Origin of the sequence: Paenibacillus gansuensis (genome assembly GCF_042684925.1) — a bacterium.
GTDB lineage: Bacteria > Bacillota > Bacilli > Paenibacillales > DY6 > Paenibacillus_N > Paenibacillus_N gansuensis.
The window spans coordinates 64,281-80,859 of record NZ_JBHUME010000005.1 but is presented as its reverse complement, the minus strand read 5'-3'; the positions used below and the strand labels follow the sequence as shown (position 1 = coordinate 80,859).

Annotated in this window: 16 protein-coding genes and 1 pseudogene; 7 read left to right on the top strand and 10 right to left on the bottom strand. The window is 43.6% G+C overall.

Annotated elements, in window-relative coordinates:
* Positions 1-85: 85 nt before the first annotated feature.
* Entirely contained in the window at positions 86-532 is a 447-nt protein-coding gene (locus tag ACFSUF_RS04340; protein WP_377600503.1) for a carboxymuconolactone decarboxylase family protein, read from the bottom strand.
* A 480-nt stretch (positions 533-1,012) separates the two neighbouring features.
* On the opposite strand from ACFSUF_RS04340, the gene ACFSUF_RS04335 reads away from it, so the two are divergent.
* Entirely contained in the window at positions 1,013-1,507 is a 495-nt protein-coding gene (locus ACFSUF_RS04335; protein WP_377600501.1) for an RrF2 family transcriptional regulator, read from the top strand.
* 89 nt (positions 1,508-1,596) lie between these two features.
* Here the strand turns inward: ACFSUF_RS04335 and ACFSUF_RS04330 are convergent, their stop codons facing one another.
* Complete coding sequence (locus ACFSUF_RS04330; protein ID WP_377600500.1) at positions 1,597-1,785, bottom strand: YgaP family membrane protein; 189 nt, start codon at positions 1,783-1,785, stop codon at positions 1,597-1,599.
* A gap of 256 nt (positions 1,786-2,041) precedes the next feature.
* Positions 2,042-2,881, bottom strand: a complete 840-nt coding sequence (locus ACFSUF_RS04325) for a helix-turn-helix domain-containing protein (RefSeq protein WP_377600498.1) — start codon at positions 2,879-2,881, stop codon at positions 2,042-2,044.
* Positions 2,882-3,006: 125 nt separating this feature from the next.
* Here ACFSUF_RS04325 and ACFSUF_RS04320 point away from each other — a divergent pair, with 125 nt between their 5' ends.
* On the top strand, positions 3,007-4,200 hold the full coding sequence (locus ACFSUF_RS04320; protein WP_377600496.1) for a Gfo/Idh/MocA family protein: 1,194 nt from the start codon (positions 3,007-3,009) through the stop codon (positions 4,198-4,200).
* Between the two features lie 14 nt (positions 4,201-4,214).
* On the top strand, positions 4,215-5,045 hold the full coding sequence (locus ACFSUF_RS04315; RefSeq protein WP_377600494.1) for a sugar phosphate isomerase/epimerase family protein: 831 nt from the start codon (positions 4,215-4,217) through the stop codon (positions 5,043-5,045).
* Between the two features lie 475 nt (positions 5,046-5,520).
* Here ACFSUF_RS04315 and wrbA read toward each other — a convergent pair whose 3' ends face one another.
* The 4 genes from wrbA to ACFSUF_RS04295 all read right to left on the bottom strand — a co-directional run bounded on the left by wrbA (position 5,521) and on the right by ACFSUF_RS04295 (position 8,561).
* Positions 5,521-6,132 (bottom strand): NAD(P)H:quinone oxidoreductase, encoded by a 612-nt coding sequence (gene wrbA / locus ACFSUF_RS04310; protein WP_377600493.1) that lies wholly within the window; start codon positions 6,130-6,132, stop codon positions 5,521-5,523.
* A 118-nt stretch (positions 6,133-6,250) separates the two neighbouring features.
* Positions 6,251-6,667 (bottom strand): DoxX family protein, encoded by a 417-nt coding sequence (locus ACFSUF_RS04305; protein WP_377600491.1) that lies wholly within the window; start codon positions 6,665-6,667, stop codon positions 6,251-6,253.
* Positions 6,668-6,926: 259 nt separating this feature from the next.
* Complete coding sequence (locus tag ACFSUF_RS04300; protein ID WP_377600490.1) at positions 6,927-7,409, bottom strand: ketopantoate reductase family protein; 483 nt, start codon at positions 7,407-7,409, stop codon at positions 6,927-6,929.
* A gap of 213 nt (positions 7,410-7,622) precedes the next feature.
* Entirely contained in the window at positions 7,623-8,561 is a 939-nt protein-coding gene (locus ACFSUF_RS04295) for an alpha/beta fold hydrolase (RefSeq protein ID WP_377600489.1), read from the bottom strand.
* A gap of 831 nt (positions 8,562-9,392) precedes the next feature.
* On the opposite strand from ACFSUF_RS04295, the pseudogene ACFSUF_RS04290 reads away from it, so the two are divergent.
* The 4 genes and pseudogenes from ACFSUF_RS04290 to ACFSUF_RS04275 form a co-directional block, all read left to right on the top strand.
* A pseudogene (locus ACFSUF_RS04290) lies at positions 9,393-9,716 on the top strand (GNAT family N-acetyltransferase); the annotation flags it as partial.
* Positions 9,717-9,920: 204 nt separating this feature from the next.
* Positions 9,921-11,348 carry a spore germination protein gene (locus tag ACFSUF_RS04285; protein ID WP_377600487.1) on the top strand — a complete coding sequence of 476 codons (1,428 nt, stop codon included), beginning with the start codon at positions 9,921-9,923 and terminating at the stop codon, positions 11,346-11,348.
* Positions 11,345-12,508, top strand: a complete 1,164-nt coding sequence (locus tag ACFSUF_RS04280; protein ID WP_377600486.1) for a Ger(x)C family spore germination protein — start codon at positions 11,345-11,347, stop codon at positions 12,506-12,508. Before ACFSUF_RS04285 ends, ACFSUF_RS04280 begins: the two co-directional genes overlap by 4 nt.
* Positions 12,509-12,530: 22 nt before the next feature.
* On the top strand, positions 12,531-13,625 hold the full coding sequence (locus tag ACFSUF_RS04275) for a GerAB/ArcD/ProY family transporter (protein WP_377600483.1): 1,095 nt from the start codon (positions 12,531-12,533) through the stop codon (positions 13,623-13,625).
* Between the two features lie 263 nt (positions 13,626-13,888).
* On the opposite strand, the gene ACFSUF_RS04270 is transcribed toward ACFSUF_RS04275, so the two are convergent.
* From ACFSUF_RS04270 to ACFSUF_RS04260, 3 genes are all read right to left on the bottom strand, one after another.
* On the bottom strand, positions 13,889-14,380 hold the full coding sequence (locus ACFSUF_RS04270) for a DinB family protein (protein WP_377600482.1): 492 nt from the start codon (positions 14,378-14,380) through the stop codon (positions 13,889-13,891).
* 172 nt (positions 14,381-14,552) lie between these two features.
* On the bottom strand, positions 14,553-14,972 hold the full coding sequence (locus tag ACFSUF_RS04265; RefSeq protein WP_377601720.1) for an organic hydroperoxide resistance protein: 420 nt from the start codon (positions 14,970-14,972) through the stop codon (positions 14,553-14,555).
* A 217-nt stretch (positions 14,973-15,189) separates the two neighbouring features.
* Positions 15,190-15,777, bottom strand: a complete 588-nt coding sequence (locus tag ACFSUF_RS04260) for a TetR/AcrR family transcriptional regulator (RefSeq protein ID WP_377600481.1) — start codon at positions 15,775-15,777, stop codon at positions 15,190-15,192.
* Positions 15,778-16,579: the final 802 nt, after the last annotated feature.

Sequence of the window (16,579 nt, the reverse complement as noted above, 5' to 3'; positions counted from 1 at the left end):
ACATAACAAGGCTGCCGTATCAATACGGCAGCCTTGTTATGTATATTTTATTTCTTAGCGAAATGGTTAACCCATCGTAACCCTCTTACTTGTCCTCTTTAGGGAACATCCCCGTGGAAATTGCAAGTCGATTCCAGGCATTAATCGTATTAACCGCCATAATAAGATTTACATATTCCTTCTCATCAAAGTGAGCCCGAACCCGTTCGTACAGATCCTGCGGTACTCCCTGTTCGGAAATTCGAACCACTGCCTCCGTCAGTTCCAGCACCGCTTTTTCTTTGTCAGAATAGAACGGAGCTTCACGCCATGCGCTGAGCAAATAAATCCGCTGCTCGGTTTCCCCCATCTTACGCAGATCCCGCGTATGCATGTCTAAACAGAAGGCACAGCCGTTGATTTGCGACGCTCTGATTTTGATAAACTCGAGCAGCGTTGCATCCAATCCGCTTGTTTTAACATAATCCTCCAGCTTCAGCATCGCCCGAAAAGCATCCTGGTTTGCCTGTTGATAATTAAATCTAACTTCCATGATGATCTCCTCCAAATTTCTTATTTTAATTTGATTTTTAGTATGCCTTTTTTGTTCATGAAACAATCTTCGCCTGCACGTCAGTTAAATGCTTTGCATCTTCTTCCGCTTCTTTAAACGCTTTGTTCAGGACAATCGTCCCGGTTAAGAATTGCGGTTCCCCAAAAAGTTGAACATCGCATTAAGGCGGAACGGTCAAGCACCCGCTGCTCTTCATCAGTTAGCTTCTCCTGCTGCACAGCCTTTTCACCTGCCCGCAGGAAGGCGATCGGGATAAAATCATCGTATAAATTAGAATATTGACGACTGAATTAATCGTCGATTATTAATGTCTTTAATTTAACGTAAATTAAACTTCATGTCAAACGATTTCGTGTTGGCGGTTTCTGGTTACCAGCTGAATATAATGTATGTTTGACAAAAGATTTTTTTTGTTTTTAATATTAACTACAACAAATTTGCAAAGGAGCGGGTGACAACATGCAGTATAGTATCGGTGTAGAATATGCCCTGCACTGCCTTGTTTATTTAATTGATAGTCCACCCGATTCAAGTATAGGAATTAAGGAACTTTCTACATTCCAGGGTGTGTCCGAGACATACCTTTCCAAAATTTTCGGTAAACTATCCAAAGCAGGCATTGTAAACTCTGTGCCCGGAGTAAAAGGCGGATATCGGTTGTCACGCTCTCCCGATGCGATTACGTTCTGGGACGTCGTAGAAGCCGTCGAAGGACCGAAACCTATATTTCAATGCAAGAACATTATTGCGAACGGTTATTTGTATCAAAACCAAGAGTGTCCGCCATGCGAAACAGGCCCGGCTTTTTGTGCGATTAATTCGGTTATGCTGGAAGCGGAAGAACATATGCGCAAATTCCTGCGGGAACGTACGCTGGGTTGGTTGAACGAAGAGCTGGACCGCACACTGCCGAAACAAACACGGCAAGAGACACGCGCATATTTTGCCACTTAGGGTGTCCGGATATTCGTCACGAAAATAACAGAAAAATAAAGACAAACCCCATCTCAATAAAATAGAGATGGGGTTTTTATGTCCTATAATTACAATTTACATGTGTTTCGGCCAAGCATTTTGTTGATTGCGCATTTCTGAGTCAATCCCGTAATCAGTAACGGGAATGCTATAGTTCCAAGCAGTTTCCAGTACCCAGGCAGAACAAAGAAAAGTGACAATAGGACAATCCCTGCAACGATACGAAAAGCTCTGTCAAAACCTCCGACATTTTTCATTATATAAAGCCTCCTATTTGCTATTTGATTTAATGTAGTGCCACTTCATATTAGCAAGTAAAAGGAACTTAAACCGTAACTTAGTCACTTAGACTACAGAATTAATGTTTCAAAATTTGAGAAGAGTAAATGTAGTATGCTGCCTGCAGCTGAAAACAGAAAAACCCGAAAGACGGGCACTTTTTTTAAAGTGTCTATCTTTCGGGTTCAGTTATGTTTTCCCTCGTTTCTATCTTTGCATGAAGGTGCAATGTTACTATCTTAAAGTCAATTTCGTGTAATCCTTCGGCAGAATGCCTACCTTCTTCTTAAACATCCTTAGAAATCCAGTATAATCATTAAAACCAGAACGCTGACAAGCCTCCGTTACATTGTATCCATTAGCCAAAAACTGCTTTGCCCTAGCAATCCGTTTGTAAATAATATACTCATGGATCGTGCTTCCTGTATGCCTCTTAAACAGCCGGTTCAGATAATAGCGATTAAGAAAAAACTTTCGCTCCAAATTCACCAGAGATAAGTCCTCCTCCAGATTCGATTCAATATACTCCAGCACAGGAGCTAGCTTATGAGGCAAGTCCTGCCCGCCCTCGGTCACTCTCTGATCGCTGAACGCACGATGAATTAACACTAATATTTCCATGAAACAGCCCAGCTTGAGGATTGCATCCCCTTCATGCGGGGACTTCATTAATCGGTCATATTTCATAAACAAAGCCGTAATCTGTGTAACTTCCTTACTTGTTAACTTCACCCGGTTTTTTCGTCCGTTTGGCCGATTGTAGAAGCAAGCCGACGGCTGGAAGTTCGCCGTGTGGAACATCCGGGCCAGTGCCGGTGTAAACTCCATCGTGATCCTCTCATACAGCGCATCCGTCGAGAATGCAGGCTTATGAATTTCATGCTCATTCGTAATGATCAGATCGCCGTACTGCAGCGAATAGATTGATTTGTCCACAAAGTAGTTGACGTCCCCCCGAATGAGGAAATAGATCTCACAGCCTTGATGCAGATGAAAATTCATAGTGAACACAGGCTTCACCTGATGGGCGAATCGAATATGTTTGTCAATCTCATCTATGTAGGTTTCCAGCATAAAAGGCATCTCCTGATTAGGTCATTTTTCTCCACTTATTTAGCCAAAAGTTCAAGGAAATTACATCCATTATCCTTTACCCTTGAGGGGTAGTCAATCATTCTGCATTTATAAGGAGGATACTTATGTCGTCAAACAAAATCAAAGTCGGTGTCGTCGGGCTCGGTGCAATCGGCAATCATCATCTGAAATACTTGAGCGAAATGGATCAGGTCGAGCTTGTTGGCGTCTGTGACATCGTAACCTCCAACGCGGAGGGCAAAGCCGCTGAATACAATACTTCAGCCTATGCCAACCATGTGGAACTGCTAGAGAACACCCGGCTCGATTTCCTCATCATTGCCGTCCCGCATTACGAGCATCCGCGTATCGCCATCGATGCGTTCAAGCGCGGTATCCATGTGCTCTGTGAGAAACCGATTGCCGTGCATCTGAATGATGCCTATCGGATGATCACGGCTTTTGAAAACGCGAAACTGCAATACCCGAACCTCCAATTCGGGATCATGTTTCAGGAGCGTACGCTTCCTTTCTACAGCAAACTGAAGGACATCGTCTCAAGCGGCGAGCTCGGTACGCTTGCCAGAGTGACGTGGATTCACACCCAATGGTTCCGCTCCCAGACGTATTATGACAGCGGCGATTGGCGGGCTACTTGGGCCGGCGAAGGCGGAGGCATCCTGACGAACCAATGCCCGCACACCCTGGATGTCTATCAATGGCTGTTCGGTCTGCCTTCGCTTATATCAGGGCATGCCCATATCGGCAAATATCATGATATAGAAGTCGAGGACGAGGTCACTGCGTATTTTGAACACGAAAGCGGCATGATCGGCCACCTCATCGTCACTACCGCCGAACTACCGGGTACGAACAGGCTCGAAATCGTTGGTGACAAGGCGAAGGTCATTATGGAGCACGGGAAAATCTGGATCCACCGCTATCCGGAGCCGCTGCAAGCATTCACCCGTACAACTACGCAGCGCTTCGTTACCTGGGATATTACCCCGGAGGAAATTACAATCGACCCAGCCCAGCCTTCTGGACATAAGGCAGTGACGGAGTTATTCGTCCGCCGGCTTCAAGGGGAGAATATCGATCTGATTGCAGAAGGGATCGAGGGCACAGGCTCGCTGACGTTGGCAAACGGCATTATGTTGTCATCTTTCCAAGGCAAGCCAATCCAAGTGCCGATAGACACTGATACCTATGAGTTTAAGCTGCAGGAGCTGATTCAGAGCTCGAAATATGTCAAGAAACCGATCCTAGAGACGTCCCCGGAAGAGGATTTCTCAACTTCTTTTAGCAAAAATGGATAAGGAGACATGACCAAATGACCCAGATAGCTATACCTAAAATCACCTGCTTTGCCGACGAAATTTCTCATGATCTGGACGAACAAATGGACGTTCTTGAAGCTCAGGGCGTCAAGCATCTGGAACTGCGCGGGTTATGGGGTAAAAATGTATTGGAATTAACGCCTGAAGAGTTGGACCGAATTCGTTATTCCCTGCGTCAGCGCGGGTTTGCCGTATCGTCGATCGGTTCACCGATCGGCAAGTACCCGCTGGCTGACGAGTTTCAGCCGCAGCTCGAAGCTTTAGAAACCGCAATCAACGCTGCGAATGCGCTGGAAACGCCTTACATCCGGATTTTTTCATTCCATCCTCCGGAAGGCGCGAATCTTGATGAATGCCGTACAGAGTCGCTGTGGAGAATGGAGAGTCTCGTCAAGCTGGCTGAACAGCATAAGATGGTACTCCTACTGGAAAACGACAGCAATTTGTACGGCTCTGCTCCGGAACGGTGCTTAGAATTGCTGCGTCACTGCGCTTCCCCGTCACTCCGTATGGCCTTCGACCCGGGCAACTTCGTCCGTGCCGGCAGCCAGCCGATGACGGAAGCTTACCCCCTTCTGAAAGAATATGTCGATTACATTCACGTGAAGGATTCTACTGAGGTAAGCTGGGTACCTGCCGGCTCTGGTCTCGGGCAGCTGCCCGAGCTGCTAACTGCTTTAAAAGATCGTGAATATCACGGTTACCTTTCCGTAGAACCGCATCTTCACCAGTACTTACCGCACTCTAGCAATCCGAAACGTGTAGTTACAGCGATCCGTGCCCTGCAGCAGCTGCTGAAGAATGAGAATATAGATTGGGAGTAAACAGGCGTGCAAACGAAAGCGCCCTCGCATCCGCGAAACATGGATAACGAGGGCGCTTCCTTCATCTCAAATCATAGATTTACCAGTACACAACCGTCTCGTTTAACAATCTGGCAACCGCTTAAGCAGAATAATAATCTCCATAGATCAACGAGGGCCTGACGCCTGAATGATTCGGTTTATGCCGCCGCCGACGTATCTCTAGGCTCCTCGTTCTTACCACCCTGAAATGTAAAGTTCCACATCGGGATGAGGTCTTCCCCAAGCCTCTGGTGACCTTTTTTCTATGAAGGCCGCAGAAGCTACCATGGCAGTTACTTATTTCATAACCGTGTGTTCAAAAAAAAGACTGGGCTTACGCCCAGCCAGTATAGGAAATTGAAGCATACTTCACCACAATTTCATTAAAATGTTCTAAACAATTAAGACACCATGTGAATCGCAACTAAAATTTGTCTTTTAAACATTAGCAAATTTATTTAGATTGTCCCGCCTTAATCCATTCCGCTACAGTTACTGTACGCTTGGCTTGGTGCTTAACCGCAGCCTGAACGTCTTCAACCATTTCCCCATTTTGCACGGATACGCTCGTTCCGTAAGGATTTCCGCCGGCCGTAAAGATCGATGTATCTGTATAGCCAGGAGCTGCAATAATGGCACCCCAGTGGTACATCGTTGTATAGATGCCAAGGATCGTTTGCTCTTGGCCTCCGTGAGCATTTTGAGCGGTAGTCATGGCGCTGACAGCTTTATTCGCAAGCTTGCCTTGGAACCACAGTCCTCCCGTCGTATCAAGGAACTGTTTCAATTGTCCCGGCATGGTACCGAAACGAGTCGGTACGCTGAAAATGATCGCGTCAGCCCATTCCAGATCGTCCAAGGTTACCGTTGGAATATGCTTCGCTTCGTCAGCATGCTTTTTCCAAGCGGGGTTGGCAAGGATTTCCGCTTCAGAAGCAAGTTCCGGAACTTTAAGAACTCTCACTTCCGCACCCTGTTCTCTAGCGCCCTCTGCCGCCCATTGAGCTAAACGATAATTCGTTCCAGTCATACTGTAATAGATAACAGCCAATTTTACATTTTCCATTTTCACACGCTCCTGTTCTTGATTTTGTTGTCCAAAAATTCTGCTTAGAAAACCCATTTCACACACTCCTGTTCTTAAAATTTAGTGTAGTAACGAACGCAGCCATGCCGGATTTCCATTAAGCCGCTCTATCGTCTCTTTTTGAAAAGCCCAAAGCTTTATCTAACGATAATGCATAGCTTCCGTTTAAAACTAAATAGATAGCGATAGCCAAGAAGGCAAGGTCTAGTTCCCATCCAGCCAATTGGCCGTTCCCCAGAAAACCAACCGATAACTTTACTTTTAAAGTCGCTCCGATCATCATGATGGCGAATAGAGCGGAAACTACTCGTGTTCCCAATCCAATAATAAGCGCTATACCGCCTGCGATTTCGATCCCTGCAACCGCATAGGCCATAAATCCGGAAAGGCCGATGGTTTCGAACCAACCGGCGATATTACCGATTCCCCCTTGGAATTTAACTATTCCATGAACTAAAAAGGTTATTCCTAGTACGACTCTTAAAATTAAAGCACCTAGTTGATGACTATTCACATTCATTCTCCTCCTGATTATTGTGTCTAACTTTTATTTCTAATAAGAGATCGGAATACGGGGACGAACTTTACCACCGACCGTCTTTCTTTGAATACTTCAATGAATTGGATCCGGATTACCATCAATGAAATATCTCACATTTAATTATCTTAAGTTCAAGATATATTACTGGCGCTAAAAAGTCAATCTTTTTTTCACACTTATTTATAGTTACTTCATTTTATTAAGCTATAATAAGGCGGCTATTCGGCGATTCTCATAAATCTCCAACTTCTCGCGGATGATCTCTAGAAGGGGAACGCTGCATCCGTACCGATGCGCTAGCTCCACCATAGCCTTGGATATGCTCGAACTCCGTGGGCAGTCCCAGTGAGAGATCTCTGAACGTAGAGGACGTGGCTTCTCGGGGCCACTTTTCAATCATCAACAATTGCTTCTCGATGAAGCCTTCGTTTAACTTGCCGCCCGCAAGGCGGATGACCTCCGACGTTTCCTGAAAAGCTTGCTTAAACGTATCCATACCTTGAGAGGAGTCCCGAATATCTCCGACGGACGCTTGGAAGAGTGACGTCAACCCGGACAGCACATTGATGAGGGCATACTTCTGCCAGAGATCACGCTCTATATCGGACTTCTCCACGAACAAGGGAACGACTGACAAGGCCGTTCTAATTGCTTCGTAATGCTGCTCCGTGAAATTGCGGAATTTACCGTATGTAAATTGATGAATCGCAATCAAATGACGGATAACCCCATCTTCGCCTAGGGTGACTACGGTACGGGCAACGCCGCCTAGCAGGGGTTGTCCCGGGTAAGTTCGTTTTACCCAATGTTAATTGGGATTGTAATTCAAGCCAACTATGTACATGAAATCGATAAGTAAATTCGTAAAGAGGCTGCCGGTCGATCCGCGGCAGCCTCGTAATATATCGTACTTCGTTATCGTTCCAATTCAATCTCTGGCAGCTTGGAAAATTCTTTGGGCTACCTTTTTAGGCTCCGTCTTTGCTGTGGATATATGGTCCCCGCGTTCTTTGATTAACCGGAATAAGCCTAGTCGAATGGACATATGCGGGTGAAAGCCGAACCCTTCGCCTTGAGGCAAAACGTTATCTTCCGTAAGGAATAGATAGCTCTTTGGAATCTCCAGGCTGTAAAATTTTTTGAGATCCAGCTTTTCAAATAGAGGTTTGGCAGGCTCGGGGGGAATTTGGTTGTACAATTGCTGAGCTGTTGCGAGGCTGGCCAGATTTGCGAAAGTTTCCCGGAACACTGGAAACGGCAGCATGATGGTATCGTCCCTTGAGCCTTTCCTTAATTGTTCAAAAGCTTCCCTGGCCGGAGCTGGCAGCTCATCTGCAACGCTTTGCCCATCTTTAAGTACAAACGCGTTGTAGAATACGAGCCTCTTGATCCGGTCAGGTATCATCTCGGATACTTTTTGAATAATGGTACCTCCAAAGCTGTGGCCGACCAAAATGATGTTTTGTAAATTTCTCGAAGTGATGTAATCGGCGACCGATTTCGTGATCATTGCATGGGTAACATTCTTGTTTGGATCAGCACCGTGTCCGGGATATTCAGGGACATGAACGGTATGGCCCATTCTGCGCAGTTCGGCGGCGATCCCATCCCAAAAACTCGCATCTGCCCAGGAACCGTGGATGAGAACAAACGTAAGACGCTGTCGCTGTTCAAGACCTTGCTCATGTTCCGAACGGGGCAAATAATGCGGTCCCCAAGCCGGTTGTGTAACAGGGTGATGATAACCGTAGTTCCAATTCAGAGAAGGAGGATAAATGCCTGCATTTGGCCATGCAAAAACTGGTCCGCGGCCTGCGAAGGCAGCTTGATAATACGTGTTTGTTAAAGATTGGTCATAATATTGCATGTTCTTATTCCTTTCGGTATTAAGATACATCAACATATGCCTATACTGCTCATAAGGTTAATGGTAACTACGGACATAGCGATTATTACCGATCATAAATGGATATTGGTTAATACTCGCATACCAACCTCTGTTGTGAATCCTATGAGGTGATTTTATTTGACAAATCGGTACACAAGAACTACCTCCGTTCTGGCAACTTGAAGTATGATGAAAGAAATCAGGATCCTAAACTCATTTATTTTTCAACGAAACAGTAGTTATATACTGTATTTAGTCCATACACCGTTGACACTAGCTGAACAGTTTTCCCAGTTCAGATCCTCAATGCTTTACATAACGAATTTGGGTCGGATTGAAGCCAAAGTATACTCGGTATTAATAAATCAAAAAATGAAATTATCGATGTCGATAAAAATTGCATTAACATGTAACTTTTCCGTAAATAAAGTATTAGACTGCCGCTAATTTATTCAAGTAACGTTTCCGTTGCCCGCACTGTTATTGCATTATAGGAACGTAAGATGAATGAATTTTGTTGTGTACCGGGCAAGCCCACGCTTGAAGAGTCCCAACACCGTGAATATATCAAGGCGCGCAGTTTACGGGTTCTGAGAAATATCCCGGCCAAATCTCGAGATATCTAGGTCTTAACCGCATTGTTCTATTATATATAGATATACTAGTATTAGAGAATAGTGCTGGGGAAAGATCTTGCTAGGACCTAAAAGTACATGATGTACATGTGTATCTAGTACATATCTTGAATTGGTGAATTTAAATAGGGCATGAAATTACCCTGAACTTCCCCCCCAGACAAAAGAGGTTTGGGATCGCTTGCTTTCCTCGGATGGTATATTCGGTTTAGTCGCGTATGTTCAAGGTAACTTGGTCGGAATTACGCACTACCTGTTTCATCGTACAATTTTGGAAAAAGGCGAGTGCTGCTGCTACCTTCGAGACCTCTACGTTGACGAAACAGTTCGCGGGCTAGGTGTAGCACGCGCACTCATTGAACGGGCGGCTCAAGAGTCGCGCGCCAATAACGTTACGGATCTCTACTGGCAAACTCATCAGGACAACGTCACCGCCCGTACACTCTATGACAAGGTTGCGTATCACAGTGGGTTCATTGTCTATAATTATCCGCTCTAGGTTTCAAATACTATGAAATTTAATTTATAATAAGTATCATTCCCATTCTTAGTTCGAGGTCACCAGATCTTTCTGGTCGATCTCTTTTTTGTGTCTTTATGTTCCACCAATGAACAATAAGGAAGTCTCCCTTTCAAAGAATAAGAAACCATGATTACGGCATACTACTTTTAAACTTGGCAAGATAAGGAGCAGAGGAATGCCATGGGGGATGTATTACAGCAAAGGGAACTTCTACGTTATCAGCTTAGCCCTAATCTTCAGGAAAATGAAAATGTACTGCGTAAAGTGTTCTCCAGTTGTTCTGATATTGTATTTCGAAAACTGCCTTCGGAAGAACAGATGGAAACATTACTGGTATACATAGACGGGCTAACCAATACCGATGCATTAGAACAATTTGTGATCCAGCCATTACTTCAACAAGACGGGATGGATTCTTTCAAGAACGGTATTCTTCCCGCTGCTAAACTAGTGAAATCAGAGAGCTTTACCGATGCGACGGAAGGAATCTTAACCGGTAAGGCAATTTTGCTGGGTAAAGACCGCCCTTATGTACTGATTGCCGACTTTACCAAATTTGATAAGCGTTCCGTGACTGAACCTGTAAATGAATCTTCGATTCGGGGTCCTAGAGAAGCCTTTACCGAAGCGCTGAAAACCAATACAAGCATGCTGCGCCGGAGACTTACGACTTCCTTATTAAAGATGGAAACCTTTACACTTGGAACAGTAACGAACACTACAATCGTATTGGCTTATTTAGAGGGAACTGCTGCTGCGAGTTTACTTCAGACAGTGCGAGATCGTTTGAAGCGGGCAAATACTGCCTCCATTCTGGATGCAGGTTATATAGAAGAAATCCTGGAAGATCACACGTACTCCCCTTTTCCTCAATTACAAAATACAGAAAGGCCGGATACGGTAGCCGCGAGCTTACTTGAAGGAAAAGTGGCAATTCTGGTTGACGGGTCCCCCAACGTAATAATTGCACCTATGACTTTTTGGAACGGATTTCAGGCCCCAGAAGATCATTATGAAAAATTTATGTATGTATCAGCCGTCAGAATTATTAGGCTCATATTATTTACCATGTCTCTTCTGCTGCCTTCCTTTTACATAGCATTGACGACGTTCCACCCCCAAATGATACCCGTAGCCCTTATGATGAGCATTTCCTCGGCAAGAGAAGGAATCCCCTTCCCTACGATGGTCGAAACGCTTTTGATGGACATCATGTTTGAAGGATTGCGTGAAGCCGGACTCCGGTTACCTAAGGCCATAGGTTCTGCAGTTAGCATTGTCGGAGCGCTCGTAATCGGTGAGGCGGCGGTACAGGCCGGCTTTATTTCCGCACCGATTGTCATTATTGTGGCAAGCACAGGAATCGCATCGTTTGCCATTCCTAGATACAGCATGGGTCTGCCGTTCCGGCTGCTCCGTTTCCCTTTAATGGCACTATCGGGTACGTTAGGCTTCTTCGGGATATCAGCCGGAATTATTGCCATTATAGTGCACCTCTGTATATTGGAATCTTTCGGAGAACCTTACTTCACACCGATTGCTCCCCTGCATATCAAGCGCCTGAAAGACACGGTGTGGCGTTCTCCCCATGGAAGGCAGCAGTCATGAAAGCTAAATGTATACTATTAATATTTATGTGCAGCAGTCTTTTACTTTTGCCCGGATGCTGGGATCGTACCGAAATTAACAACTATGCCTTTTGGATGGGGACCTTACTGGATAAGGGAGAGAAAAAAAAGTTTCGAGTGAGCGCTCAAATCGCCATTCCGAAGCAAATCGCCTCCCAGTCCAAAGAAGGCGGGTCCAACCGCAGTAATATCGTCATTTCTGCGGAAGGGAATACGCTGTTGGATACATGCTTGTCTATTCAGAATAAACTGCCTCGGCGTTTATTTATCGGTCATCGCAGAAGTGTGTTTATATCCGAACGTCTGGCTAAGGAAGGACTAAGTCAAATTATCGATATGTACACCAGAAATGCTGAGCTTTCTCTCCGTACCGGTTTGTTTGTGGTTTTAGGCAGTGATCCCGAGCGGGTGTTAAAAATCGAGAGCCCGTTTAATCCCTTTTCAGCCGATGCCATTGTAATGCAGGACAAATATGCCAAAATCGGTGATGTCGCTTCCCGCGACTTGGTTGTTAATTACTCCTCCCAAGGAACGAGTCCGGTTATGTCTGCGATTAGCTTAAGCGGGATGTCCAAAGAAGAGCAAAACAAAGTCGTCAACATCGATCGCCTGGCTGTCTTTAATAAGAAGCTGCAAATGGTAGGGTTATTAAACAATGAAGAATCGATGGTCAGTTTATGGATCATTAACCGTTTGAAAATCCATTTTCTAACATCATATATACCGGAAGGGAAAGGTTACGTAACTGTCTATGAAACCAATTTAAAATCTAAAATTACTTCTGAAATGAAGAACGGCAAGCCGATAATCACCGTTCATTTGAAAGGTGTAGGAAGTGTCAGGGAAAATAATACGGACTTAGACTTGAGCCGCTCACATGATCTCAAGATGGTTGAAAATCGCATGAATCAATATGTTGAGTCAGTAACTAAAGATTGTGTTCGGAAAATTCAGGAGCAGTTTAGGACTGACATCTACGGTTTCGGGGAAACCTTGCACAGAGAATACCCGCAGGAGTGGAAAAAGTTGAAGCAGAATTGGGAAGATCATTTTCATAAGCTCGATGTGACCGTCAAAGTGCAGACCCGGTTAAAACGAATCGGCGTTTATGGACCCAGGCCGCATCAGACTGGCCATTAGGATTATGTAAAGGGAGACGACGATGAAACTTACCCGGTGGCAATTTTTCTGCGTAATGACGGCTTTGGAAGTGTGTATGACCATTTGGCTTACGATCAGCCCGGCACTCAAAGCAGCCAGACAAGACAGTTGGATTTCAATGTTAGTTGGCGGATTGATCGGAGTTGGCGTTGGTTTCCTGATGGCTAGAATTAGTTTGAGGTATCCCGATAAAACCTTAATTCAGTTTACCGAGATTATTTTTGGAAAATGGCTTGGCAAATGTATTTCTCTGCTTTATTTCGTAACTTGGTATTCTGTTTCAGCAGTCGTTTTGCGCGATGCGGCCGATTTCCTGCAAACGGTTTTGTTTCGTCAAACGCCGATTTATATACTAATCGCCGTCGTTCTAATGTTAATGCTGTATATAAATTATCGCGGGAATCTGTCTACAATGGGAAGATTCGGTGAAATTGCCTGTCCGTTACTCCTTGTTGTTATTGCCTTTACCTTCATCTTCAATTTCAATAACATTCAGCCGAACTTCATTCTCCCCGTCTTTGCAGATACGGGGATACCTTCGATTGTAAAAGGTTCGGTTACCTATGCCTCCTTTTTAGGGGAGACTTATTTTATTTTTATGCTGATGCCGTTCTTAGTTTCAAAGAAAAAATCTACCATTGATCTATTTCTGATCATCGTTACGACAACGATTACAGTTACGCTTGCTGTCACTTTAGTGATAATGATCTACGGACCATATTATCCGGCAAATTTTTTGTATCCTTATTTTTTTGCTGTGCGGTTTATTTCAGTATTAGAATTTATTGAAAATATGGATATTTGGGTCATCCTCGTTTGGGTGTTAGCCGTATATTTAAAGCTCTCCCTCTATATGTTTATTTGCTCATATGGAACAGCCCAATGGCTTGGCATTAAGAACTGGAAAAAAGTCATCTGGTATTTTGCCGCTATTATATTTGTCGCTTCAGTGCTCCCTCCTAACATCGCACTGGTTTCTGAAGATTATGCCCAGAAACTGTGGGTTCCTTATATATTTCCTATCGTCATGATAGGGATCCCAATCCTTATGTACGTTGTAGGCAGTATGCGCCGTAAAAGCTTCGCCAATAATTGAAACAACGACAACAATAAATGAAACGATTGTCGTTGTTTGTCAAACTATAGACACCCACACCGACAATACCGTCTGCTTCGTGGGAAGAGTTATTCAAGGACCTCATTAGTAGTTGTTATTATGATTAAAACGTAAAAACCCGAAAGATGGGCACTTTTCAAAGTGTCTGACCTTTCGGGTTACAGTTCAGGTATAACGAAAAATTGAATATTTTCAGTTTATAAATAGTCCGTCGACGTTATCTAGGTATACCTGGATAGGTTTTAACGGGACAAGATTTTTTTGTAAGCGTTGATGGTCCCGAAATGCAATCCTTCATGATACAGGCAATAACGGATCGACTGCTCTGGTGTAAGCAGATCAAGTCCTGTTGACGTTGTAAGGGGAGATACACTTTCGTTCAAGCGGCTAATTGGAAACGTCTCGCGAATTCTATCCGGCTGTTCTTTCAGCATGCTCACCAGCTCCGGTATCGTCAACACAGGGAACGATTTTGCGGCCTCATCCTGCGGGGTCGTAGAGTAAGCATACCGCTCCATAAAGCCTTCCGGTAATTGTAACGGAAGATTCAATTGCATCAATGAAAATGCTTCCGTAGCGAGATAGACGTGACCGAGTTGCCAACGGATATTATTGCGGAACCCTTCAGGAATACGATCTGCGAGCTCCTCTGTTACGCCCTCCACCAATTCTAGTGTTTGACTTCTAACGTGGCCCATTTGATCAAAAATAGTATCGAAAAGATTTGTTTGCATTTGTATCGCTCCTTAATTTTTTTTCATGTTAGATTTTGAGATTGCTATAATTTTGTCTCATTACAGTACCCATTGCACCTTCAAAACATGCAGCAAAACCTGAAAGCGAACAATTACTCGGTATATTTTATGTTTAAAACTAAGATTCAAAATAATTCAAAAGACTGGCTAATTAGCCAATAACGTTCGAGATTACTTCGATGTTGCCATGAGTTGCTTTAGCATAAGGGCAAACTTTGTGAGCTTCTGCTACAACTTCTTTAGCAACGCTTACTTCAACGCCTTTGATTGTGATGTCCAAAGTAAGAGCTAGTACGTAACCGTCGTTTGCATCTTTACCAAGCGCACAGTTAGAAACGATTGTTACTCCTTCTGATTTAATACCTTTTTGTCTCATCACTGTACCCATTGCACCTTCAAAACATGCAGCAAAACCTGCAGCGAACAATTGCTCCGGATTTGTTCCAGTGCCGTTACCGCCTAGTTCTTTCGGGTATCCCAAGTTAACGTTAAGGTTACCGTCGCTCGAAACTGCTCTACCTTCTCTTGCGCCTTCAACTGTTACCGTAGCTTTGTACAATTGTTTTTCCATTTTAACCATTATTACAACTCTCCTTTTAATATTTTGATTAAAATATCATTATTTACTCCCGCTATACCGGAAACAGAACATTCGTTCCCTATTTTTGAACGATCGTTCAAAAATGAATAAAATTTGATTCTGCTGAACTACAAAAACGCCAAAATTTTGGAACAAAGTAGAAGGATGAATCAATTTCAATCATGTTTTCCTATATTGACTCATCCGATTATTCCAATACTGACATATTCATCTCAATAATTTGGTTAAACTTTTCTCTGTCCGTTATACCCTTAGCCATAACGCGAAGTCCAATTATTGCATTGTTAAAATAATGAGATAACCATTCAACGTTTAGTGACATGGAAAGTTCTCCCGATTGCTGGCCTTCCACAATTAATTCGTGTAATAGCTGTTCTACCCGGGACCAGCTCAGAAGCACATATTCTCTACACTCAGAATCATGTTTAGCCAACTCGACCGCGGTATTTACAGCAAAGCAGCCGACAGGGATCTCTTCGTTCAGTAGAACTGCCATTTCAAGCATCATACGGATTGCTTCCTTGGCAGAACCAGTATCAGCCATATGCCTTTTAACCGGGCGGATAACCTTTTGCTCAAACGATTCAATATAGCGTTTCAAAGCTTTGATATATAGGGTATGTTTATCACCATAGGTATCATACAGACTCCCTTTATGAATTCCTAAATGGGAAACCAGATCCTGGATAGATGTTTTCTCATAGCCTTGTTCCCAGAATAAGTGCATGGCTTTAAGCAGAACTGCATCTTCATCGAATTCCTTTGTTCTGGCCAACTGTTGCTCCCTCCTTTCAAAGTAAATTTAGCATATAAAGAACGATCAGTCAAGAATATAAATCTGTTTCAATTTTCCATTTTATCTTTAAATTACCTTGCCCGAAATTGCAAAAATTTGACGGGAATTCCCCTTCCAGGTTATTTTCCGATCGATAAAAATGTTTATTTGTCACCTTTGTTAATGAAAATAATCTGGAGCCTGCCCATGTGCTAGTATAATTCCCTTCATTTATGTTATCTCCTATATAGTCCCCGATTATTAAAAAACAGCCATATCCTTAGACATGGCTGTAGTTTGAGGCAGTTAGTTCTCGTTAAAAACGCCAATCTCCCAGAAAGAACTTCCCCAAGGTGTCCCGCGTGCCGTACATAATATCTTCACATATCTTGCTTGTACTGCATCGAAAGTGATTGTATCCATGCCGCCATCATCCGTAGTTGTTGAAAAATGAGTGGCGCCAAAAATCCTGAGAAGGTGGGGATGAGAATAATTATGCACAGATGATTTTTACTCCGGACAAAAAAAGCCTCGATCAGTGATGATCAAGGCTTTTTACGGACCTTTTCTTATACCGCTTTTTGAATCAATATTGCGATGCGCGCTACACTTACAGATAGTCCGGGCATATCATTTCCGAGCAAAACAATTTTTTTAACATGTGAGTCTTTTAATAGAATCTTAGATTATCAAACAGTTCCATTCTACGTTTATAATGCTTGATATTTTAATATCATCTTTAATAGACAAGAAATCTGTTACTAACGAAGTGCAACACTTACTAGTCTTAATAAATGCAGGT

Bases quoted from the DNA above. Each gene is read 5' to 3' on its own strand.
- ACFSUF_RS04265 (WP_377601720.1), bottom strand. From the start codon at position 14,972: ATGGAAAAACAATTGTACAAAGCTACGGTAACAGTTGAAGGCGCAAGA.
- ACFSUF_RS04295 (WP_377600489.1), bottom strand. From the start codon at position 8,561: ATGCAATATTATGACCAATCTTTAACAAACACGTATTATCAAGCTGCC.
- ACFSUF_RS04330 (WP_377600500.1), bottom strand. From the start codon at position 1,785: ATGAAAAATGTCGGAGGTTTTGACAGAGCTTTTCGTATCGTTGCAGGG.
- ACFSUF_RS04335 (WP_377600501.1), top strand. From the start codon at position 1,013: ATGCAGTATAGTATCGGTGTAGAATATGCCCTGCACTGCCTTGTTTAT.
- ACFSUF_RS04315 (WP_377600494.1), top strand. From the start codon at position 4,215: ATGACCCAGATAGCTATACCTAAAATCACCTGCTTTGCCGACGAAATT.
- ACFSUF_RS04275 (WP_377600483.1), top strand. From the start codon at position 12,531: ATGAAACTTACCCGGTGGCAATTTTTCTGCGTAATGACGGCTTTGGAA.
- ACFSUF_RS04325 (WP_377600498.1), bottom strand. From the start codon at position 2,881: ATGCTGGAAACCTACATAGATGAGATTGACAAACATATTCGATTCGCC.
- ACFSUF_RS04340 (WP_377600503.1), bottom strand. From the start codon at position 532: ATGGAAGTTAGATTTAATTATCAACAGGCAAACCAGGATGCTTTTCGG.
- wrbA (WP_377600493.1), bottom strand. From the start codon at position 6,132: ATGGAAAATGTAAAATTGGCTGTTATCTATTACAGTATGACTGGAACG.
- ACFSUF_RS04280 (WP_377600486.1), top strand. From the start codon at position 11,345: ATGAAAGCTAAATGTATACTATTAATATTTATGTGCAGCAGTCTTTTA.
- ACFSUF_RS04270 (WP_377600482.1), bottom strand. From the start codon at position 14,380: ATGCAAACAAATCTTTTCGATACTATTTTTGATCAAATGGGCCACGTT.
- ACFSUF_RS04320 (WP_377600496.1), top strand. From the start codon at position 3,007: ATGTCGTCAAACAAAATCAAAGTCGGTGTCGTCGGGCTCGGTGCAATC.
- ACFSUF_RS04285 (WP_377600487.1), top strand. From the start codon at position 9,921: ATGGGGGATGTATTACAGCAAAGGGAACTTCTACGTTATCAGCTTAGC.